This window comes from Curtobacterium sp. VKM Ac-1376 (assembly GCF_015351025.1).
Taxonomy (GTDB): domain Bacteria; phylum Actinomycetota; class Actinomycetes; order Actinomycetales; family Microbacteriaceae; genus Curtobacterium.
Window position 1 is genome coordinate 94534 of record NZ_JADKRV010000004.1, and the last position, 21323, is coordinate 115856.

Here is a 21323-nt window from a genome sequence, read left to right on the forward strand (position 1 = left end):
GCCGACACGTCCACGACGCGGAACGTCGGTGTACGTGTGGGATGATCTCCGTGAGCGGTACCCGCCGCCATATACGGGTCCGGCTGCACCAGGGCGAGTTGAGTACGGTGTATCTCGAGAGCACGAGTGTCTCGAGAGCACGATGTATCTCAGAACTCTGCGTCGACCGAAATATGACGACACGGATGCCAGGGAGCGCGAACTGTCATCATAGTTCGCCTCGAGTCGCGCTGTCCAGTCCTGGCTTGACCGAATTCGACACCGGCGTGTATAAGCCCGCCAGCATCGCCGACGTTCCCGCCGGTCGGCCACCGTCGACGGCCGTCGCGGCGGCGCACTGGACCGGCCCCGAGTCAGCTGATGCGCTCGCGCTCGACGTGCCCCGCGCCTCCCGGCCCGCCCTGCAGCCCCGCCAACGCGCGGAACGCGTCCTCGGGTCGGCGTGTGCGGACGAACGTGACGCGTCCGCGGTCGTCGGTGAGCTCGATCCCGAGTCCGGGGGTGAGGATCAGGGCGCGCACACCGCGTCGGATCCGCAGGCCGACGCCGCCGTAGGTGGCAGCGTCCGCCTCGACCAGACGGACATCCGTGATGCGACGTCGCGGAATGCGCCGTGGCGGCAGCGGACGGAAGTGCAGGGTCACGTGGCGCTCGGTGACGGTGAAACCGGCGCGGGCGAGCACGAGCAGCGACCCGACGACGACCGCGAGCAGGCCCGGCACGATGAGCGCGATCTCCGGTGCGTCACCCGGCCACCCGAGCACGGCAGCGGTCAGACCGAGGCCGCCGGCGAGGACCAGCGCACCGAGGGTGCGCATCCAGGTGGGCGCCGGTTCGCGGTCGGCGTGGAAGGGTCGGGAGGCGCGGGGTGCCCGGGCAGGGCGAGCGGCGGTCCGGCTCGTGGTCGGTGCTGGAAAGCGGGCGGTGGGCACGCTCATCGTGTCGGCGGTCATGACGGGTCTCCTGCAACGGGTCAGAAGTGTTGCATCCGGTATTTTACATAGCGGACGCTGTGCATTCAACGGCCAGCGCGCACGGGTGACCGGAGGGGAGGCGCACGACAGCACGCCGACGGCGCGCACGCGCGAGCGGTGGGGACGCTCACGGGCACGTCGTGGTCACGCAGCAGGGGCGGACGCATGGGGTGTGGGGCACGGCACGCATCGACGCTCCGCGACGGGACGACTGTGCCAACGGTACGAGACGAGTCTTGGCGTCGGCTGGCTGTTCATGTGTACGCATTCATGTGTCCGCTGTGCCTGCGCTGTGGGGCGGGTGGTGGTCGCGGTGGTGTTCCATTGACGGCATGGCTGATGCGTTCGACGGGTTCCGGATCGGTGCGGGGTACTCGGTGGTGGAGCCGGACCGGCACCGACCGGGGTCGTTCACCCTCGTCGTGGACGGCACGCCGCAGTCGCACGTCGACCTGGAGGACCCGACGCACCTGGCGTTCGAGTACATCCGGCGGATCGGCCACGCGATCGACCTGCTGCCCGACGGACCGATCACCGCGCTGCACCTCGGAGCCGGTGCCCTGACCCTTCCCCGGTACGTCGCCGTGACCCGTCCGGGTTCGCGGCAGCAGGTGATCGAGCTGGAGCGGGACCTGGTCGAGCACGTCCGCGAGGCCCTGCCGTTCCCCCGGGGTGCGTCGATCCGAGTCCGGTACGGCGACGCACGCGAGGTCCTCGGCAAGCTGCCCGCCGGGCTCCGTGGCACGGTGGACCTGGCGGTGGTGGACGTCTTCGGCGGCTCGCAGATCCCGGCACACGTGACGAGCGTCGAGTTCTACCGGGAGGTCGCCGCGTTCCTGTCGCCGAGGGGCATGGTCGCGGTGAACGTGGCCGACGGCGCCGGCCTGGCATTCGCCCGCGGGCAGGCGTCGACGCTGCAGTCGGTGCTGCCCTCGGTCGCGGCCGTGGCGGACACCGGGATGCTCAAGGGCCGCCGGTTCGGCAACATCGTGCTGCTCGGGTCGCCGTCGGACCTGCCGGTGGCGGACATGCCCCGGCGGTACTCGTCGGACCCGATGCCGGCGAAGGTCGTGCACGGCGCGGAGCTGCGGGCCTTCATCGCGGGGGCACCGATCGTCACCGACCAGACCGCGGTGGCGTCTCCGGAGCCGAACCGGAGCGTCTTCGGCGGCTGACGAGCGCCGTGGCGGGTGCCCGCGGTGCACGGATGTCGGGCACTCGACCGGTCCGGCTGCCAGGATGGGCTGAACGACCGCGCAGGTGCGCGACCGAGCGATGGGAACCCTGATGACGAACGACGACCGGAACGACCAGGACCGGACGGGCGACGGCCAGGCGCCGAGCTGGGGCGGGGCCCCGCAGCAGCGGCCCGACGCCGACGCCCCGCGGTACGGCGAGCGGGTGGACCCGGCACCGGGCTCGACGCCGCAGTACGGCCAGCAGTACGGCCAGGGCCAGCAGAACGGCGAGCAGCAGTACGGCCAGCCGCAGAACGGGCAGCAGTACGGCCAGCCGTCCAGCACGCCGAGCTGGAACGACCAGCAGCGCCACGACCAGGGCCAGCACCACGACCAGCAGCCGTACGCCGCCGCACCCGCATGGCAGAGCCACGACGAGCCGAAGCCCAAGAAGAAGACGCTGGGGGTCGTGGCGTTCATCCTCGGGCTCGCGGCGCTCGTCATCGGCGTCATCGGCGGGTACGTCATGGGATCGGCACTCGCGAACAGCGACGCGATCAACAACCTCGTGCCGAGCGGCGGCGCGACCCCGGACCAGCAGGAACTGCAGCAGCAGCTCATGAACGACCCGGCCGTCATCTCGCAGATCGGCGTCGGCGCCGTGATCGCCGGCATCGCCGCGATCCTCGGCCTCTGGGCGCTCGTGCAGGGCATCATCGCCGCGGTCACCAAGCGCGGGCGCGGGTGGGGCATCTTCGCGATCGTCCTGGCCGTCGTCGCGACCATCGCGACGTTCGCCACCTACATCGGCGTCGCAGCTGCCGCCGCGGTGGCAGCCACCTCCTGACGACCCACTCGAACGGCCCGTCGCGCTCCGGCACGGCGGGCCGTTCGTCGTCCGGTGCCCGCCGGGCCGCTCCGGGGCGGCAGCGCCTGCGGAACCCTGAGCGCGTCGCACCGACCGCTCCCGGGCGACCGCGGCTACCCTCGAACCGATGTCCCTCCCGCCCGACGACCGCCAGCAGCCCGACGCCTCCGACCGTTCCCGCGAACCGCGCCACGCGGCTCCCGTGACGGCCGGTGTGAGCCCGGGCAGCACCTTCGCGCCCATCAGCCTGCGACCCGCGGTCGACGTCGACGCCGTGCACCAGCGGCTCCGCGACCTCGGCCAGAGCCGCAGCACCGACGCCCTCGCCGAACGCGCCGAACTCCTCCGGCTGCTCGGTCGACTGGACGAGTCGCTCGTCATCGCGGAAGAGGTCTTCCGTCTCGCGATGTTCACCGGGGAGCGCCAGGACAAGGTCGCCGCCCGGATCCGTCGTGCGCACATCCTGCACGACCTCGGCCGACACGAGCGTGCCGCCACCGAGGCCGCGCTCGCCCGTGACACCGCCGCGACCGAAGAGTGGCCGGAGCTCGAGGGCGCCGCCGCCGAGATCGAGGGGTGGTCGCTGTTCGAGAACGACCGCTTCGAGGAGGCCCGCTCCGCACTGGCACGGGCGTACCAGGCCTTCCGGCAGGCGGGCGCCCCGTCCGAGCGCACCGACGCCCTCCGCGCCGCCGTCGAGGCCGCGATGCGCGCCTCGATCACCCACCCAGCGGAACCGTCCGACCGGCCGCGCACGGCCCGCGAGATCGCCGCACGCCGGTCGGAGGACGAAGAGCCCACGACCCGCGTCGCCGAACCGGTGAAGCAAGTGCCGCCGATCCGTCGCCGGGTGCTCGGCGCACCGGACGCCGCACGGACCGAGGCCGACGACATCTGGGGCCGGATCGCGGCCCGGGCGGCGAAGAAGGGCCAGGCCGACCCCCGCGCCGAGCAGTGACCGCGCTCGAGACCGTCCGGCTGCGAGCCGAAGCCCTGATCGCCGAGCACCTCGGCACGGGCACGTGGTCGTTCGGCTTCGACCACGCCAAGACCCGCGCGGGACAGTGCGACTTCGCCCGCAAGCGCATCACTGTGAGCCGGCACCTGGCGACCCGGTTCTCCGACGACGACGTCGAGCAGGTCCTGCTGCACGAGGTCGCGCACGCCCTCGCCGGGGCGCGGGCGGGGCACGGACCGAAGTGGAAACGCACCGCCTCGGCGATCGGCTACACCGGCTCCCGCCTGCACGACGGTCCGATCGCCAGTGAGCTCGCTCCCTGGATCGGCACCTGCCCCGCTGGTCACGAGCACTTCCGGTACCGCACCCCGACCAGGCCACTCGCCTGTGCCCGCTGCTCCCGCCGGTTCGACGCCCGCAACGTGATCGCCTGGCGCCGCCGGACCGCTGCCGACGACGCGGCAACGATGTCGTCGGTTACCGCATGAGGTGCTCGACGCACGGAGGCGCGCCGGTAACCCGTTAGCCTGGGCGGATGCACACGGGGCAGCACATCCGCACGGACGCCGGTTCCAGCTGGTTCTTCGACGCCGGGCGGATCGCGCTGGACTTCGCGCACACGGGCGGGTTCGCGGACGACCCAGCAGGCCGCCGGCCGCGGTCGCAACTGGGCGAGCTGCTCGCGAGCCCGGCCGACCTGGACGAGTGGCTCAGCGAGCACACCGAGCCGATCGACGTCGGCGCGAGCGCCCGCGAGCTGCAGGACGGCCGTGCCCTGCGCGCCGCGATCGCCCGCCTCGCCGTCGCGGCGGCCCCCGCACCGGCGAGCACCGCCGCCGAGCGCACCGCAGTCGCCGCCGGCCTGCGCGCCGGGGCCGGCCGCACGCGCCCCGCGCCCGACGACATCGACACCGTCAACCTGTTCGCCGCCCTGCCGGACGTGCCCCCGAGCCTCCCGGGTGGCCGACGCCGCGCCGGCGCGAACCGGGTCCGCCTGGCGCAGGCGCTGTCGAGCGTGGCCCGCGACGCGGTCGCGCTCTTCACCGAGGTCGGCTTCGACGACGTCGAGGCCGACGGGCGGCCCACCCGGCTGAGCCGGTGCTCGGCCGAGGACTGCGGGCTCGTGTTCTACGACTCCTCGCGTGGCGGGACGCGGCGCTGGTGCTCGATGCAGCGGTGCGGGAACCGGGCCAAGGTCCGGGCGCACCGCGCCCGGCGCGCCGCCGAGTGACCTCGCCGTCCGCGTGATCCGGAGCACGTTCGCGAGATAGCGAAGAAAAAGATTCGGTGTGCCGAATTCTCTGGCAGTGTGGGTTCATGACCGACACTGCCACCCCCCGGCTCGACGAGCACCCACCCGGTGCCCCGCGTCGTCGCGCAGCCGGCCTGACCCTGCTCGGACCGGCATTCGTGGCCGCCATCGCGTACGTCGACCCGGGCAACGTCGCGGCCAACCTGACCGCCGGCGCCGAGTACGGGTACCTGCTGCTCTGGGTCCTGGTGGCTGCGAACGCCAGCGCAGTCGTCGTGCAGTACCTGTCGGCCAAGCTCGGGGTGGTGACGGGGAAGTCCCTGCCGGAGCACCTCGGTCTGCGGATGCGTCGCACCCCGCGCCTGCTGTTCTGGGGGCAGGCCGAGATCGTCGCCGCCGCGACCGACATCGCCGAGGTCATCGGCGGCGCACTCGCGCTCTACCTGCTCTTCGGCCTGCCGCTGGTCGTCGGTGGGATCATCACGGGCGTCGTGTCGATGCTGCTGCTGACCCTGCAGAGCCGCAGGGGCACCCGTCTGTTCGAGACCGTCGTCACGGCGATGCTCGCGATCCTGACCGTCGGGTTCTGCGCGGGCCTGCTGTTCGCCCGGGTGTCGCCGACCGACCTCGTCGCGGGGTTCGTACCGCGCTTCGAGGGCGCCGGGTCGGTCCTGCTCGCCGCGTCCATGCTCGGCGCGACCGTCATGCCGCACGCCGTCTACCTGCACTCCGCGCTTGCCCGCGACCGGCACGGCGACGTCCCCGCCGGGCCGGAGCGCCGCCGGGTGCTCGTCGCCACCCGGTGGGACGTCGGACTCGCCCTGGTCGTCGCCGGCGGGGTGAACATCGCGATGCTCGTCCTCGCCGCGGCCACCCTGCCCGGCGTCGAGGGCACGGACTCGATCCCCGGCGCGCAACGAGCCATCGCCGAGAACGTCGGCCCGGTGGTCGGGGTGCTCTTCGCGGTGGGACTGCTCGCGTCCGGCCTGGCATCGACCTCGGTCGGCTGCATGGCCGGCGCCGAGATCATGAAGGGGCTGCTGCACGTCCGGATCCCGCTGATCGCGCGACGGGCCATCACCCTGGTCCCCGCGATCGTGCTGCTCGCGGTGAACGCCGACGCGACCATGCTGCTGGTCGTCAGCCAGGTGGTGCTGAGTTTCGGGATCGCCTTCGCGATCGTGCCGCTGGTGGTCTACACCTCGCGGCGGAGCGTGATGGGGGCGGACGTGAACGCCGCGGTCACCCGCGTGGTGGCGTGGGTGATCGCGGCGGTCATCGTGGCGCTCAACGTGGCGCTGGTGGTGCTCACCCTGACGGAGTGAGCACGCGTCGTCGGCACCGGGGCCGTCAGTCGACGACCTTGACGTCCTTCCAGAACGCGACGTAGCCCGAGTAGTCCTTGCCGACGCGGTCGAACGAGGACGGGATCGGCGTCGGGTACGACCAGGCGCGGTCCTGCAACGCCTGTCCGCCGACGTTCACCGTGTAGTACTGCGTGTCGCCCTTCCACGGGCAGTGGTACTGGGTGGGACTGTCGGTGAACAGCTCGGACTTCACGCTGGACGGCGGGAAGTACCAGTTGCCCTCGATCTTGATGAGGTCCTCTTCCGGGGCCTCCGCGATCACCGTGTCGCCGACGACTGCCTTCATGGCGTTGCTCCTTCGCTCGCTGGTTCCGTGCCGGGGCGAACGCTACGCGCGCTCCCCCGATTCCCGCAGGACGGTGAGCTCGGGCCCCGCGGCGACCGCCGCGTGCACGTCCGCGCGCGCGAGCCCGGCGGCGCCCTCGGCTGCGCTGACCAGGTGCTTCACCGCGCGCTGGAGTCCCGTGTACGCCGCGCAGGCCGCGGCGGCCTCCGGCGAGGTGTGGTCGATGCCGACCGCGGCGAGCGCGTCGACGACGGCACCGGCGGCGAGCAGGTCCTCCACGGCGAAGTCGGGCGCGTCGGCGACGTCGACGGCCTCGCCTGCGGCCTCGGCCGCCTCGTCGAGGGCGGACGGGTGGTGCAGCCCGGCGGCGACGACCGCGACGACGCACCGGTCGCCGCGCTCGGCCTGGAGGCGCGTCACCCGTTCCGCGACCGCCGCCGCGTTGCCCAGATGGCCGAGCACGACCTCCGGGCCCATCGGCAGGCGGCCGGCCACGTCGCGCAGGGCACGCCGCTGCTCGGCCGCGTCGGAGGTGGGCGGGAGCGTGTCGACCCAGACGAGCAGGTGTGTGCGGTGGGCGATCCGAGCCGCACCACGGGTGCCCCACGCGAACCGGACCTGGTACTTCTCCTGGGTGCGTTCTGCCACGCCCGTCACGATAGCCGTCCGGACGAATCTGTCCCTCTCCACAGGGTCTGCGTCCGACCGGGTGTCCCCCGGGTCGGCGACCGTAGGATGCATGTCCATGGAGATCGCCCCCGTGCCCACCCTGACCGGCGACCGTGTCACCCTCGAGCCCCTCGGGCAGGAGCACGCGGACGACCTGCGGGCGGCGGTCGCCGACGGCGATCTGTGGCGCACCTGGTACACCTCGATCCCCGCTCCGGCGCAGGTCGAGGCCGAGATCGACCGCCGGCTCGCCGAGCACGAGGCCGGGCGCATGGTGCCGTTCGCGGTGCGCGACCGTCCGACCGGCCGGGTGGTGGGGTCGACGACCTTCATGAACATCGACTCCGGCAACCGCCACGTCGAGATCGGCCACACGTTCCTCGCCAGGTCGGCGCAGCGTTCGGGCATCAACACCGAGTCGAAGCTGCTCATGCTCTCGCACGCGTTCGAGGCGTGGCAGTGCATCGCGGTCGAGTTCCGCACGCACTGGCACAACCTGCAGTCGCGCGCCGCCATCGCCGGCCTCGGGGCGAAGCAGGACGGCGTGCTCCGGAACCACGCGATCGGCCGTGACGGCACCCTGCGCGACACCGTGGTCTTCTCGATCATCGCGTCGGAGTGGCCGGCGGTGCGGCTCTCGCTCGCCGAGCGGCTCCGGCGGCACGACCGCTCCGAGGGGTCCCGCCGCCGGTCGGCCCGGCACGCCTGACGAGCAGATCACGCTGTCGTCAGAGGGCGTGGCGGACGCTTCGGTCGCCGAGCGGCTGCACCGGACGCGCGTTCTCGACGTGCGCCGCTTCGAGGTCGGCGAGCTGGTCGGCTCCGAGCTCGATCGTGTTCTCGAGCACGATCCACCGCACCCCCTCGGTGCAGGGCGGCGTGGTGAGCGACCCCTCGTACGTCGCGAACGAGCGGATCTGCGGCAGCATCGCTTCGATGTCCACGGCGCTCTCCCGGCCGGCACCAGCCGTCGCCCCGGCGATGTAGCTCTCGTACGCCGCGTTGTGCGCACCGCGCTCGGCAAGGACCCCGACGACGGTCAGGGCTCCGCGATCGTCGGCGTGCACGAAGTGGAACTCCGCCTCGGCCGGGTCGCCGTCGACGGTGTGCTCCGACCCCGCGTGGAAGTGCATCTGCACCAGGTCGAGGTCCTGGCCGGCGATGGTCGTCGAGGCTCCGTCGTCAGCGGTGAACTGCACGGTGTGCCCGTTGTCCGCCGTCAGCCCCGCGACGGCGCCGGAGCCGACCAGGTCGAGTTCGGCGTCGCCACGAGCTGTCGGCAGGTCGATCGGCGATTGCTGCGCACCCGTGCCGCACGCGGCGTACTCGTCAGCGAGGGCGCCCCAGTGCTCCGGGGAACCCGTCCCGTCGTACGACCACGACGCCCCGGCGTCGTGTGCGTCGGTTCCGGGCTGGGTCGGGGCCGCGCAGCCGGCGAGGACGAGGAGCACGGCAGGGGCGGCGAGCAGGGACAGGCGGGCGTGAGTGGATTGCATGCTGTACAGACTCGCACACTCATATTTCACATTCGCCGAGCGCTTCTCTCTGGACGAGGCGTAGCGTCGTCGGCATGCACGTCGGCCTCCGGATCGTCCTCGATGCGCCGGTCGACGCCGTGCGCAACGCCCTGCTGTCCCCGTCCGTGATGGTGGCGGTGACCAAACCGTTCCTGGCGTACCGGTCCCGCGACCCCGAGGGGTTCCCGGAGCGGTGGCAGCCGGGGCACCCGCACCCGATCACGGCGGACGCCTTCGGGCTCGTGCCGAGCGGCGACACGCACGTGGACCTCGACCTGTACGAGGTCCACGGGATCCCCGTGCAGCGCGACAACGGCGGCGGGACGTCCGGCCTGTTCGGGCGGATGACGATGTCCCACCGGATGGCGGTCGTGCCGGCCCCCGGCGGCCGCACCCTGCTGCTGGACCGCCTGACGTACCGGATGCGGCCGGCGGTCCTCGGTCTCGCCCTGTGGCCCGGCATGTGGGTCATCTGGCAGTGGCGGGCGTTCCGGATGCGGGCCCTCGCGCCCACCTGGCGGACCGACGGCGACTGACGCGGGGTGGGTCGGGCCTCCCGTCCACCGCGGAGCGGGCGTAGCCTCGACCACGTGAGCCAGACGCGCCCCCAGGAGCCGACGACCGACGACCGCGTGCTCAGCACGCTCGCGACCGCGGATTGGCGGCGGATGACGTTCGACCTGTACCGCCGCGTCCGCGCCACCCCGGACCCCGAGACGGCGCACGCGCTCTGGCGCGAGACGCGCGACGCGATGTTCGCGGAGCACCCGGCCTCGCCGCTCCTCGACGAGGACGCCCGCGACTTCGAGGCGCTGCCCGTGCCGGGCTACGACCCGGCCTGGCGCTTCCACGCACGGATCGAGGCGGCGGATCCCGCGGAACTGGACGTCGAGACCGGTACCGACGGCATCGTGCACTTCGATCGGCTCGGCGTCGTGCGGCTGCCCGGTGTCGGCACCCTCGACGTCTGGGCCCACGGCGGCTACGCGGGCGGGATCTTCGTGCCCGTCAAGGACGCGAGCGCCGGCCGGGCCCGTGGGACCTACGGCGGCGGGCGCTACCTGCTCGACACGATCAAGGGTGCCGACCTGGGCGGCGACGACTCCGGGTCGCTCGTGCTCGACTTCAACTTCGCGTACAACCCGTCGTGCGCGCACGACCCGGCGTGGGCGTGCCCGCTCGCGCCTCCGGGCAACACCGTGCCGGTGCCGATCCCGGTCGGCGAGCAGTACGACTTCTAGGGTGGAACGCATGGCAGGACTGGTCGCACTCGACGTCGGAGGGCGGGTACCGCCGTTCGAGCAGGTCCGCTCGCAGATCGCGGCACAGATCACCGCGGGGTACCTGGTGGACGGCGAGCGGTTGCCGAGCGTGCGCGGGCTGGCGGACGAGCTCGGGCTCGCGGCCGGCACGGTCGCGAAGGCCTACCAACTGCTCGAAGAGGCCGGGCTCGTGCACACCGCGCGCGGTGCCGGCACCCGGGTGGTGCGGCCGGCCGAGGTGCCGGACGCCGTGGCGGACGCTGCTCGTGTCCTGGCCGCTGCTGCACGGTCGGCCGGGTTGTCGGCGGACCAGGCGGCGACGGCGCTGCGGGACGCCTGGCCGGCGTAGCGTGACGGGGCCTGCGGGCTCACCTGGTGGGTTCGCACGTACCTGGTGGGTTCGGGCGTACCTGGTGGATTCGGGCAAGGAACCGCAGCGCTCCGGCTCAGCAGTGCTCGAAGACGTACGCGTCGTCCTTCGGTGCCACCAGGTCGCGGTCGCGCAGGATCGTCATCGCGGGGCGGCTCTTCAGCTTGCACACCGACGCCCACGAGCGCTCGAGGGTGTCCGAGTACTCGACGTCGATGACCCGCTTGCCGTAGGCCTTCGTGTACGCCCCGCACTCCCGGTACTGAACGCACTCCTCGGCGACGACGAAGTCGAACCCGGTCTGCTCCCGGCCGGAGGCCCCGAGCTGCGGCGTGTTCTTCTGCCCGACGGCCAGGCCGAGGCGGTGCCCCGCGGCGACGAGTGACCTCGCGAGTGCCAGGTTGCCGGCCCGGGTGAGCCGCCCGCCGCTCCGGGTCCACGAGTCGAGGTTGTCGAACTCCACCGCGTCGAACCCGCGGTCGCCACAGCGTGCCACGGTCTTCGTCAGGACCTTCGTGATCAGCGCGCGCTCGGCCGCGGTCCGGGTGTCCAGGAGCATCTCGTCCGGCCACCCCGGGTCCGACACCGGCGTGCCGTCCCGATCGCGCAGGATCGCCGACGGGTACGACTTCTTCCACGTCCGTGCGGCCTCGGGCTGGGTCTGGAACCCGTTGACGTAGCAGATGCCGTACGTGCCCTTCGCCGGGCGGTCGGTGCTGTCACGCTCGACGATCGTCACGCCGGAGGGCGGGGTGTACGCGCCACCGAGCTGGTAGTCCGGGCGGCCCGAGGTCGGCAGGTCCGTGGAGGTCGTGCGGGCACCGGTCGTCGCGGCGTCGGCGCAGCCGGCCGTGCTGAGGACGGCCGCCAGGGCCACGGCGGTGGTCAGCAGGACGGTTCGGGTGCGCACGCCACGAATCCTTGCACGCGCACGGCGAACGGCCTTCCCCTCGGCGATCCCGGGAGCAGGCGCTATGCTGGACGTACTCGAGGCGCCGATCGCCTCGTGCGTCGTACGGACGCCCCCGAACTCCCGATCTCGTGTCTCCGGACCCTGGTCGATGATCGAGCACCTCACGAAGGTGCCCAGGCTTCTCTGCTGCGGCGACTGCGCCAGCCACATCCGTTGGCGCGCATCCCGCCCGCGCGCTGCCTCAGAGCGCGCCCACAGCCGGTCACCTCCGGCTCGAAAGGTCACCATGACCACCGATGACATCCGTTTCTCCGACCTCGGCGTCCCCGCGCCGATGGTCTCCGTCCTCGCCGACCAGGGCAAGGACATGGCGTTCCCCATCCAGGCGGACACCCTTCCGGACTCCCTGCAGGGCAAGGACGTCCTCGGCCGCGGCCGAACCGGCTCCGGCAAGACGATCGCGTTCGCGATCCCGCTCGTCGCCCGCCTCGCCGCCAGCGGCCGCAAGCGCCGCGCCGGCCGCCCCCGTGCCCTGGTCCTCGCCCCGACCCGTGAGCTCGCGACGCAGATCGACGTCGCCCTCGCCCCGCTCGCCAAGGCCATGGGCCTGAACACCACGACCATCTTCGGTGGTGTGGGTCAGGGTCGTCAGGTCGACGCCCTGCGCGGCGGCGTGGACGTCGTCGTCGCCTGCCCGGGTCGCCTCGCCGACCTCATGCAGCAGGGCCACGTGAACCTCGGCGACATCGAGGTCACCGTCCTCGACGAGGCCGACCACATGGCCGACATGGGCTTCCTGCCCGGCGTGACCAAGATCATGCAGGCGACGCCCGAGCAGGGACAGCGTCTGCTGTTCTCCGCGACGCTGGACAACGGCGTGGACAAGCTCGTCAAGAAGTTCCTGCACAACCCGGTGATGCACTCCGTCGACGAAGCGAACAGCCCCGTCGAGGCGATGACCCACCACCTGTTCGAGGTCGCCGACGCCGACGCGAAGAAGAACCTCGTGAGCACCCTCGCCTCGGGCAACGGTCGCCGCATCCTCTTCATGCGCACGAAGCACCACGCCAAGCGCCTCGCCAAGCAACTCAGCAGCCAGGGCATCCCGGCCGTCGACCTGCAGGGCAACCTGTCGCAGGGTGCGCGTGAGCGGAACCTCGCGAAGTTCTCCTCCGGCGAGGCCCTCGTCCTCGTCGCCACGGACGTCGCCGCCCGTGGGGTGCACGTCGACAACGTCGAGCTCGTCGTGCACGTCGACCCGCCGACCGAGCACAAGGCGTACCTGCACCGCTCCGGTCGCACGGCGCGTGCCGGTTCGTCCGGTGACGTCGTCACGGTGACGATGCCCGCCGAACGTCGCGACGTCGCGCAGATGATGCGCGCCGCCGCGATCAAGGTCACCCCGCAGCACGTCACCGCGGACTCCGCGGCGGTCACCGCGCTCGTCGGCGAGGTCGCGCCGATCCGCCACGTCGCCGAGGACCAGCCCGCGCAGCAGCAGCGTCAGCCCAAGCAGCGCTCGGCCGAGTCCGCCGGTGACGGTCGTCGCCGTGGTCGCGGCGGTCGTTCGGGAGGCGCGGCGCAGCCCGCACGCTCCGGCTCGGCATCCGAGTCCGCCGGTTCGGCCGGTGGCCGTCAGGGTCGTCCGGCCCGCGGCGCACGCTCCGAGGGCACCGGGCGCTCCGGTGCTGCCGCCGCCGGCTCGACGGGTGGTCGCCGCAGTGGCGGCAACCGTCGCTCGGGCAGCGGCGACGTCGTGCGCGGCGGCTCGTCGGCCGTCTGGTCCTCCGAGGGTGGCTACGCCGCCGGTCGTGGGTCCGGCAGTGAGTCGGGCGGCAACCGTCGCGGTGACTCGCGCCGCGCCTCCCGTCCGGCCGGTGCCGCCGATCGCCACTGACGCTCATCTGAGCGCGTCGGCCTGATCCAGTCGGGGCCCGAACCAGCAAAACACCGGTGTTCACGCGCCGAACACCCGCATTCCGCGGTGTGTTGCGTGAACACCGGTGTCTTGCGTCGGCGCGCCGAGCGAACCTTGACGGGGGCTGGGGGAGGGGTGCCCTGCGGAGCGTACGGTCTGCTTCACCGGATGCCGCGCAAGCGGTTGACGGGGAACACGTCCGCTTCTGGAAGGAGTGCCTATGGCTGGCATCGATGACATCAAGAACGCCGCTGAGAAGGCGGCAGGCAAGGTCAAGGAAGCCGCTGGCAACACGACCGGCAACGACCGGCTGAAGGCCGAAGGCCAGACCGACCAGGGCAAGGCCTCGGCGAAGCAGGGCGTCACCGACGTCAAGGACGCCGCGCACGGCGTCGCCGACAGCTTCAAGAACGACAAGCACTGAGCCGGTTCGCGACCGCGCTGCGAAGCCCCCGGATCCGATCGGATCCGGGGGCTTCGTCGTGCTCGCGAGAGCCAGCTACGCTGCAGCCGGCCGCCCGCCTCAGCGGATTCGGTCTGCCTTGCTCGGCTGGTACTGCTCGTTGGCTCGCTGTGCACGAGACCGGAGTTGATCCGCCCTCACCTGGGTCGAACGTCGCGCCGGCGACGGCTGTGGAAGTTCGATGCCCCGAACAGCGACGTGACTGATGGACGATCTTCCGATGGCGCCGAGCCTCAGAGTCGGACAGGAGCAGAAAAAAGCGCCTGACCTACGCTGTCTCGAAGACTCCAGCTGCCGACGGCTTTCATCGATGCACCTAGTGGAAGGCTCCGACCGAGGCGAGTCCGGCACGCAGGAGTGCGCCGCGACCGCCCTCCATGTCGTCGGCCACGCCGTCGGACGCGGCCTCCATCGGGGTCATCCAGGTGAGTTCGAGAGCGTCCTGCCGCGGCTCGCACGTGCCCGTGACGGGGACGACGTAGGCGAGCGAGATCGCGTGCTGCCGTTCGTCGGTGTACACCGAGGCGCCGGGCAGCGGGAAGTACTCGGCCACCGTGAACGGCGCGGGGCTCGTCGGCAGCTGCGGGAACGCCATCGGGCCGAGGTCCTTCTCGAGGTGCCGGAAGAGCGCGGTGCGGATGGACTCGCCGAACATCACACGGCCGGACACCAGGGTGCGGACGATCGAACCGCTCGGGGCCACGCGCAGGAGCACCCCGACCTCGGTCACGACGCCGAGGCCGTCCGTGCGGACGGGGATCGCCTCGACGTAGCAGATGGGGAGTCGACGACGCGCGTTGGCGAGTTCCTCGTCGGACAGCCAGCCGGAGTCAGGGTCGGGGGTTTGCAGCGAGGACATGCACCGTGTCTACCAGGGACGACGACGAGTTCGGCGGAAGGCGCGGGAGTTGGGGATGGTTAGCGTTGCGCACATGATCGATGCAGACCAGGTGCAGTGGACCCGGAGCACCTCGGCCCGGACGGGCACACCACTGCTCGTCGCGATGCACGGCGTGGGGTCGAACGAGCAGGACCTGCTCGGGTTGGCGCCCGCGCTGCCGCCGGCATGGACGGTCGCGTCGCTGCGGGCACCGATGCCGTGGGGGCCCGGGTACAGCTGGTACCCACTCGGCACGCCCGGCTCCCCCGCCCTCGAGCAGGTCGACGCTGCCGTCGCCGGAGTGCTCGACTGGATCGACTCGGTCGCTGCCGACCACCCGACGATCGGGCTGCTCGGGTTCTCGCAGGGCGGCTCGATGGCCCTCCAGCTGCTCCGAGCACGGCCGGCGGGATTCGCGTTCGCGGTGTCGCTGTCCGGGTTCGTGGTGCCCGGGGTCACGGACTCGCGGGACGAGGCCGTGGCGGCGGTGCGGCCCCGGGTGTTCCTCGGGCACGGCGACCTCGACCCGGTGATCCCGGCCGAGGCCACCACACGGACGCAGGCGTGGGCGGCGGCGCACACCGACGTGACCGATCGCTCGTACGAGGGGCTGCCGCACGCGGTGTCGGCGGCGGAGCTCACCGACGTGGCAGCGTTCATCGCCGCGACGTCGGCGCGCGGAGCGCGCTTCGTGAGCACGAATGGCCGGGTCCGACGTGCGGACCCGACCATTGCGGCTCACGATGCGCGCGGGACGGACGGGAGGCGCGGTGCCAGCTGACACCGCGCCTCCCGTCCGCCTCGGGGTTGCGGACGCTAGTCGGCGAGGATCTGGAGCAGGTCCTTGCGGAGCTGGTCGACCTTGGCCGTGGCGGCCTTGGCCTGCTCTTCGGTCGCGGTGCTGCGGTACATCTGCAGCACACCCATCGTCTTGCGGAGCGCCTCGAAGAACTCGCGCTGGGCGTCCGGGATGCCCGGCGCCCCGTCGAGGGCCGCGGCGATCTCGTCGGCCTTCGCCTCGGTTTCGGCCTTGCCGGCGTCGGTGAGCTCGAAGAGGGTCTTGCGGCCGTCGCCCGAGGAGACCACGAGGTCTTCGTCGACGAGCTGCTGGAGCGTCGGGTAGACCGAGCCGGGGCTCGGCTTCCAGGCGCCGCCGGTGCGCTCGGCGATGGTCTTGATCACGGCGTAGCCGTTCTGCGGGCCCTCGGCCAGCAGGCCGAGGATCGCGAGGCGGACGTCGCCGCGGCGGCGACGTTCACGGCCGAAGCCGGGTCCGCCGAAGCCCCCGAAGCCGGGACCGAAGCCCATGCCCGGCCCGAAGCCCGGGCCGAAGCCACGGCCGCCTCGACCGCCGTGCTCGTGGTCACCGCGGTCGCGACCGGGGAAGCCGGCGCCGTGGTGCTGCCGCGCGCCGCCGAAACGGGGGCCGCGCGGGTGGTGGTTGCTGTCGTTGTCGTCGTGCATGGGGCGCATGATGCGTCCTTCCTTGTCGCTGAGTCGGCTCGCGATCGGTCTGACAGTGATCGTCTTCGTCGTATCGCAATGTGTTTACGATAGATCGGTAACTATCGCTTTGTCAAGCGGTGCTCGGCGCTCGGTCGGCTGTCGGTGGCGGCGGGCAGGATGGGACGGACCATGACGGACGTCTTCGAGCGCTTCTCCCCCGCCACCACCGAGTGGTTCCGCGGCGCCTTCGAGGCACCGACGCCCGCACAGGCCGGCGCGTGGGACGCGATCTCCACCGGGCAGCACGCGCTCGTCATCGCGCCGACCGGTTCCGGCAAGACCCTGGCCTCGTTCCTGTGGTCGATCGACCGGCTCATCAGCGCGACGGACCGCCCCCCTGTGAAGCAGCGCACGCGCGTGCTCTACGTCTCGCCGCTCAAGGCCCTCGGCGTCGACGTCGAACGCAACCTCCGCAGCCCCCTCGTCGGCATCACGCAGACCGCCCGCCGGCTCGGCACCAAACCGCCGGACGTCACGGTCGGGGTGCGCAGCGGTGACACCCCGTCGTCCGACCGGCAGAAGCTCCTGCGCCAGCCGCCGGACATCCTCATCACCACGCCCGAGTCGCTCTACCTGATGCTCACCTCGCAGGCACGCGAGACCCTGGTCAACGTCGACACCGTCATCGTGGACGAGGTGCACGCCGTCGCCTCGACCAAGCGCGGAGCGCACCTCGCCGTGTCGCTCGAGCGCCTCGACGACCTGCTCGACAAGCCCGTGCAGCGCATCGGGTTGTCCGCCACCGTGCGCCCGCCGGAAGAGGTCGCGCGGTTCCTCGGGGGTCGCGCGCCGGTGACGATCATCGCGCCGCCCGCGCAGAAGACCTTCGACCTGCGGGTCGTCGTGCCCGTCGACGACATGACGGAGCTCGGGGCACCCCCGGTCGGCGCGGACCCGTCCGAGTCGCCGACGAACGGGTCGATCTGGCCGCACGTCGAAGAGCGGGTGGTCGATCTGATCGAGGAGCACCGGTCGACGATCGTGTTCGCGAACTCACGGCGGTTGGCCGAGCGGCTGACCGCACGGCTCAACGAGATCCACGAAGAGCGCGTGCTCGCGGCGGCGGCACCTGCCGTGGCCGCCGACGCGCTGGTGCCGGCGGGTGTCTCACCGGCCGACGACGGCCTTCCGGCGGCGCGGGGTCGCCCGCAGTCGCCCGCGCGGACCTCGGCGCACGCAGTCGCTCCGCAGGGCACGAAGCGTCCGCCTGCGCAGATGATCGGCGGGTCCGGGCAGACGGGCGGTGGCGGCTCGGATGCGTCCGTCCCCGTGCTCGCCCGCGCGCACCACGGCTCGGTGTCGAAGGACCAGCGCGCGATCATCGAGGACGACCTGAAGTCCGGCCGACTGCGGTGCGTGGTCGCAACCAGCTCGCTCGAGCTCGGGATCGACATGGGCGAGGTCGACCTCGTCGTCCAGGTCGAGGCGCCGCCCTCGGTCGCGAGCGGCCTGCAGCGCGTCGGCCGTGCCGGGCACCAGGTGGGCGAGATCTCCCGCGGGGTGCTGTTCCCGAAGCACCGCGCCGACCTCGTCAACAGCGCGGTGACGGTGGAGCGGATGGTCACGGGGCAGATCGAGTCGATCTCGGTGCCGGCGAACCCCCTCGACGTCCTGGCACAGCACACCGTCGCGGCCGGGGCGATCGACACCGTCGACGTCGAGCACTGGTTCGACCTGGTCCGACGCAGCGCCCCGTTCAGCGGCCTGCCCCGCTCGGCGTTCGACGCCACGCTCGACCTGGTGACCGGGCGGTACCCGAGCGACGAGTTCGCCGAACTCCGCCCGCGGTTGGTCTGGGACCGCGTGCACGGCACCCTGACCGGACGCCCCGGGGCCCAGCGCCTCGCGGTGACGAGCGGTGGCACGATCCCGGACCGCGGCATGTTCGGCGTGTTCATGGTGGGCGAGAAGGCGTCCCGGGTCGGCGAGCTCGACGAGGAGATGGTCTACGAGTCGCGCGTCGGCGACGTGTTCGCCCTCGGCGCCACGAGCTGGCGGATCGAGGAGATCACCCACGACCGGGTCATCGTCAGTCCGGCGTTCGGCCAGCCCGGCCGTGTGCCGTTCTGGAAAGGCGACGGCATCGGCCGTCCGGCCGAGCTCGGTCGGGCCACGGGTGCCTTCGTGCGCGAGGTCGAGGGCGCCTCGGACGACGACGCCCGCGCCCGGGTCGCCGCCGGCGGCCTCGACGAGCGCGCCGTCACGAACCTGCTGACCTTCCTGCGCGACCAGCGCGCGGCCACCGGTCACGTACCGAACGACACCACGCTCGTGGTCGAGCGCTTCCGCGACGAACTCGGCGACTGGCGGCTCATCCTGCACTCGCCGTACGGCATGCAGGTGCACGCGCCGTGGGCCCTGGCGGTCGCGGCACGTCTGCGCGAACGGCACGGCATCGACGGTGACGCGATGGCCGCCGACGACGGCATCGTGGTGCGCATCCCCGAGACCGACGCCGAACCGCCGGGTGCCGACCTGTTCGTGTTCGAGCGCGACGATCTCGAGGCGCTCGTCACCGACGAGGTCGGCGGGTCGGCCCTGTTCGCCGCGCGGTTCCGGGAGTGTGCGGCACGCGCCCTGCTGCTGCCTCGGCGGAACCCCGGCCAGCGGTCCCCCCTGTGGCAGCAGCGCCAGCGGGCCTCGCAGTTGCTCGAGGTGGCCCGGAAGTACCCGTCCTTCCCGATCGTGCTCGAGACCGTGCGCGAGGTGCTCCAGGACGTCTACGACGTGCCCGCCCTGCTCGCGATCGCCGACGAGATCGCCGGACGCCGCATCCGCCTGGTCGAGACCGAGACCGAGACGCCGTCACCCTTCGCCCGTTCCATCCTGTTCGGGTACGTCGCCGCGTTCATGTACGAGGGCGACTCGCCGCTCGCCGAGCGTCGGGCAGCGGCGCTCTCGCTCGACTCGACGCTGCTCGGCGAGCTACTCGGTCGGGCCGAACTGCGGGAACTGCTCGACCCGGCGGTCATCGCCTCGGTCGAACAGGACCTGCAGCGACTGTCGCCGGACCGCCGCGCCCGCGACGCCGAGGGACTCGTCGACGTGCTGCGGCTCGTCGGCGCCCTGGGCCTGGACGAGGCCGTCGACCGGAGCTGGCTCGCAGGGTCCCCGGACCGCGGGGCGGCCGACACCGAGGTCCAGGGGATCCTCACCGCGCTCGAGCGAGACCGCCGCGTGCTGTCCTTCTCGCACGCCGGGGCCACCCGCTGGGCCGTCATCGAGGACGCCTCGCGCCTGCGTGACGCGCTCGGGGTCCCGCTGCCGATCGGTGTGCCCACCGCGTTCATCGAACCCGTCGCCGACCCGCTCGGTGACCTGGTCGGCCGGTACGCCCGCTCGCACGGGCCGTTCTCGGCGCAGGAGGCCGCCAGCCGTCTGGGCCTCGGGATCGCCGTGGTGCAGGACACCCTGCGTCGGCTCGTCGCCGACCGCCGTGTCGTGGAGGGCGAGTTCCGCCCGGACCGCCAGGGCGCCGAGTGGTGCGACGCCGAGGTCCTGCGCCGGATCCGCACCAAGTCCCTCGCAGCCCTGCGGCACGAGGTCGAACCGGTCTCACCGGACACCCTCGCCCGGTTCCTGCCGGCGTGGCAGCACGTGCAGACCCCCGGCACTCGCGGTGGGCTGCGCGGCGTCGACGGGGTCCTGCAGGTGATCGACCAGCTCGCCGGGGTCGCCCTGCCCGCGAGCGCGTGGGAGACCCTGGTGCTGCCGTCACGCGTCACCGACTACTCCACGAGCATGCTCGACGAGCTCACCGCCACGGGTGAGGTCCTGTGGTCCGGCGGGGGCACCCTGCCCGGCAACGACGGGTGGGTGCGCCTGCACTTGGCGGACACGGCCGCGACCACGCTCGCCGAGCCCTCCGGCGACGAGACCACCGAGCTGCAACGCGACGTGCTCGGTGCCTTGGCCGGTGGTGGTGCGTACTTCTTCCGCCAGCTCGGGCAGGCCGTCGGCAGCACCGAGGACCAGGCCCTGACGACGGCGCTGTGGGATCTCGTCTGGGCCGGGCAGATCACGAACGACACGTTCGCTCCGCTGCGCGCGATGCTCGGCGGCAAGGCGAAGAGCAGCAGCGCTCCGCGAGCCCGCGCCTACCGCGGGCGCCGACGTCCGACGATGCCGACGCAGTCCGGTCCGCCGTCCGTCGGTGGTCGCTGGTCTCTGCTCCCCCTGGCCGAATCCGACTCGACCCTGCGGGCTGCCGCGACCGCCGAACAGCTGCTCGAGCGCTACGGGGTCGTCACCCGCGGTGCCGTGCAGGTCGAGGGGGTCCGGGGTGGGTTCGCGGGCGTCTACCGGGTGCTCTCGCGGTTCGAGGAGTCCGGCCGTGCCCGTCGCGGGTACTTCGTCGAGGGGCTCGGCGCCGCGCAGTTCGCCACCGGCCCGACGGTGGACCGGCTCCGGACCTACGCCCGCGACCTCGGTGAGGACGAGCGCGCCGAGCCGGACCGGAATCGCGAGGCCCTGACGCTCGCCGCGACCGACCCGGCGAACCCGTTCGGGGCGTCGCTGCCCTGGCCGACCGGGGACGCCGGTGCCGCCCCGGCGATCGATGCGGACGGGGCCGACGACGCCACCGGGAGCGGCCCGGAGAGCCCGAAGACCACGCGCGGGCACCGACCCGGGCGGAAGGCCGGGGCGCTCGTCACGACCGTCGACGGCAAGCTCACCGTGTACGTCGAGCGCGGCGGCAAGTCGGTGCTGACCTTCACCGACGATCCCGCGGACCTCGCCGCGGCCGCCGCGTCGATCGCCGGCATCGTCCGGACCGGGCTGCGGAAGCTGTCGGTCGAGCGCGTCGACGGCGACTTCGTGCTCGAGACACCGCTCGGCGGCGCACTCCGCGAGGCGGGGTTCACGGCGACCCCGCAGGGACTGCGGCTCCGTGTGTGAGGCGAGCCGCGCCTCCCGGCTGGTCCGCGCGCACGCACCGGCG

Annotated in this window: 21 protein-coding genes; 14 read left to right on the forward strand and 7 right to left on the reverse strand. The window is 72.5% G+C overall.

Going from position 1 to position 21323, the window contains the following annotated elements; all coding sequences use genetic code 11:
- Nucleotides 1–353: 353 nt before the first annotated feature.
- Complete coding sequence (locus tag ITJ56_RS07160; protein ID WP_194629129.1) at nucleotides 354–953, reverse strand: hypothetical protein; 600 nt, start codon at nucleotides 951–953, stop codon at nucleotides 354–356.
- A gap of 353 nt (nucleotides 954–1306) precedes the next feature.
- Here ITJ56_RS07160 and ITJ56_RS07165 point away from each other — a divergent pair, with 353 nt between their 5' ends.
- The 6 genes from ITJ56_RS07165 (at nucleotide 1307) to ITJ56_RS07190 (ending at nucleotide 6555) form a co-directional block, all read left to right on the forward strand.
- Nucleotides 1307–2149: a spermidine synthase gene (locus ITJ56_RS07165; RefSeq protein WP_194629131.1), complete on the forward strand. Its 843-nt coding sequence runs from the start codon at nucleotides 1307–1309 to the stop codon at nucleotides 2147–2149.
- A gap of 112 nt (nucleotides 2150–2261) precedes the next feature.
- Nucleotides 2262–2999: a DUF4064 domain-containing protein gene (locus ITJ56_RS07170; protein ID WP_194629134.1), complete on the forward strand. Its 738-nt coding sequence runs from the start codon at nucleotides 2262–2264 to the stop codon at nucleotides 2997–2999.
- A gap of 148 nt (nucleotides 3000–3147) precedes the next feature.
- Nucleotides 3148–3978: a hypothetical protein gene (locus tag ITJ56_RS07175; RefSeq protein WP_194629136.1), complete on the forward strand. Its 831-nt coding sequence runs from the start codon at nucleotides 3148–3150 to the stop codon at nucleotides 3976–3978.
- Nucleotides 3975–4466, forward strand: a complete 492-nt coding sequence (locus ITJ56_RS07180; RefSeq protein ID WP_194629138.1) for a SprT-like domain-containing protein — start codon at nucleotides 3975–3977, stop codon at nucleotides 4464–4466. Before ITJ56_RS07175 ends, ITJ56_RS07180 begins: the two co-directional genes overlap by 4 nt.
- A 47-nt stretch (nucleotides 4467–4513) precedes the next feature.
- Nucleotides 4514–5209 carry a CGNR zinc finger domain-containing protein gene (locus ITJ56_RS07185; RefSeq protein ID WP_194629140.1) on the forward strand — a complete coding sequence of 232 codons (696 nt, stop codon included), beginning with the start codon at nucleotides 4514–4516 and terminating at the stop codon, nucleotides 5207–5209.
- An 86-nt stretch (nucleotides 5210–5295) separates the two neighbouring features.
- Nucleotides 5296–6555, forward strand: coding sequence for an Nramp family divalent metal transporter (locus ITJ56_RS07190; RefSeq protein WP_194629142.1), 1260 nt, complete (start codon nucleotides 5296–5298; stop codon nucleotides 6553–6555).
- Nucleotides 6556–6580: 25 nt separating this feature from the next.
- Here ITJ56_RS07190 and ITJ56_RS07195 read toward each other — a convergent pair whose 3' ends face one another.
- Nucleotides 6581–6883, reverse strand: coding sequence for a DUF427 domain-containing protein (locus ITJ56_RS07195; protein WP_194629144.1), 303 nt, complete (start codon nucleotides 6881–6883; stop codon nucleotides 6581–6583).
- 42 nt (nucleotides 6884–6925) lie between these two features.
- Nucleotides 6926–7531, reverse strand: coding sequence for a 2-phosphosulfolactate phosphatase (locus ITJ56_RS07200; RefSeq protein WP_194629146.1), 606 nt, complete (start codon nucleotides 7529–7531; stop codon nucleotides 6926–6928).
- Nucleotides 7532–7622: 91 nt separating this feature from the next.
- Between ITJ56_RS07200 and ITJ56_RS07205 the strand changes: the two genes are divergently transcribed.
- Entirely contained in the window at nucleotides 7623–8261 is a 639-nt protein-coding gene (locus ITJ56_RS07205; RefSeq protein ID WP_194629148.1) for a GNAT family N-acetyltransferase, read from the forward strand.
- A gap of 19 nt (nucleotides 8262–8280) precedes the next feature.
- Here the strand turns inward: ITJ56_RS07205 and ITJ56_RS07210 are convergent, their stop codons facing one another.
- Nucleotides 8281–9048, reverse strand: coding sequence for a carbonic anhydrase (locus ITJ56_RS07210; protein ID WP_194629150.1), 768 nt, complete (start codon nucleotides 9046–9048; stop codon nucleotides 8281–8283).
- Between the two features lie 74 nt (nucleotides 9049–9122).
- Between ITJ56_RS07210 and ITJ56_RS07215 the strand changes: the two genes are divergently transcribed.
- The 3 genes from ITJ56_RS07215 to ITJ56_RS07225 all read left to right on the forward strand — a co-directional run bounded on the left by ITJ56_RS07215 (nucleotide 9123) and on the right by ITJ56_RS07225 (nucleotide 10680).
- Entirely contained in the window at nucleotides 9123–9605 is a 483-nt protein-coding gene (locus ITJ56_RS07215; RefSeq protein WP_194629152.1) for a hypothetical protein, read from the forward strand.
- 132 nt (nucleotides 9606–9737) lie between these two features.
- Nucleotides 9738–10310, forward strand: coding sequence for a DUF1684 domain-containing protein (locus ITJ56_RS07220; RefSeq protein WP_194629480.1), 573 nt, complete (start codon nucleotides 9738–9740; stop codon nucleotides 10308–10310).
- A 10-nt stretch (nucleotides 10311–10320) separates the two neighbouring features.
- Entirely contained in the window at nucleotides 10321–10680 is a 360-nt protein-coding gene (locus ITJ56_RS07225; protein WP_228517310.1) for a GntR family transcriptional regulator, read from the forward strand.
- A 97-nt stretch (nucleotides 10681–10777) separates the two neighbouring features.
- Here ITJ56_RS07225 and ITJ56_RS07230 read toward each other — a convergent pair whose 3' ends face one another.
- The gene (locus tag ITJ56_RS07230; RefSeq protein ID WP_194629156.1) at nucleotides 10778–11611 is read right to left on the reverse strand and encodes an endo alpha-1,4 polygalactosaminidase; all 834 of its coding nucleotides are present in this window, start codon (nucleotides 11609–11611) and stop codon (nucleotides 10778–10780) included.
- A 289-nt stretch (nucleotides 11612–11900) separates the two neighbouring features.
- Between ITJ56_RS07230 and ITJ56_RS07235 the strand changes: the two genes are divergently transcribed.
- Together ITJ56_RS07235 and ITJ56_RS07240 are read left to right on the forward strand one after the other, a co-directional pair.
- The gene (locus tag ITJ56_RS07235) at nucleotides 11901–13511 is read left to right on the forward strand and encodes a DEAD/DEAH box helicase (RefSeq protein WP_194629158.1); all 1611 of its coding nucleotides are present in this window, start codon (nucleotides 11901–11903) and stop codon (nucleotides 13509–13511) included.
- A 241-nt stretch (nucleotides 13512–13752) separates the two neighbouring features.
- On the forward strand, nucleotides 13753–13956 hold the full coding sequence (locus ITJ56_RS07240; RefSeq protein WP_194629160.1) for a CsbD family protein: 204 nt from the start codon (nucleotides 13753–13755) through the stop codon (nucleotides 13954–13956).
- Nucleotides 13957–14311: 355 nt separating this feature from the next.
- Here the strand turns inward: ITJ56_RS07240 and ITJ56_RS07245 are convergent, their stop codons facing one another.
- Nucleotides 14312–14854 (reverse strand): NUDIX hydrolase family protein, encoded by a 543-nt coding sequence (locus ITJ56_RS07245; protein WP_194629162.1) that lies wholly within the window; start codon nucleotides 14852–14854, stop codon nucleotides 14312–14314.
- A gap of 73 nt (nucleotides 14855–14927) precedes the next feature.
- On the opposite strand from ITJ56_RS07245, the gene ITJ56_RS07250 reads away from it, so the two are divergent.
- A complete protein-coding gene (locus tag ITJ56_RS07250; RefSeq protein ID WP_194629164.1) occupies nucleotides 14928–15656 on the forward strand; it encodes an alpha/beta hydrolase in 729 nt (242 codons plus the stop codon).
- 35 nt (nucleotides 15657–15691) lie between these two features.
- On the opposite strand, the gene ITJ56_RS07255 is transcribed toward ITJ56_RS07250, so the two are convergent.
- The gene (locus tag ITJ56_RS07255) at nucleotides 15692–16348 is read right to left on the reverse strand and encodes a PadR family transcriptional regulator (RefSeq protein ID WP_194629166.1); all 657 of its coding nucleotides are present in this window, start codon (nucleotides 16346–16348) and stop codon (nucleotides 15692–15694) included.
- 162 nt (nucleotides 16349–16510) lie between these two features.
- Here ITJ56_RS07255 and ITJ56_RS07260 point away from each other — a divergent pair, with 162 nt between their 5' ends.
- The gene (locus tag ITJ56_RS07260; RefSeq protein WP_194629168.1) at nucleotides 16511–21280 is read left to right on the forward strand and encodes an ATP-dependent helicase; all 4770 of its coding nucleotides are present in this window, start codon (nucleotides 16511–16513) and stop codon (nucleotides 21278–21280) included.
- The last annotated feature ends 43 nt before the right edge of the window (nucleotides 21281–21323 follow it).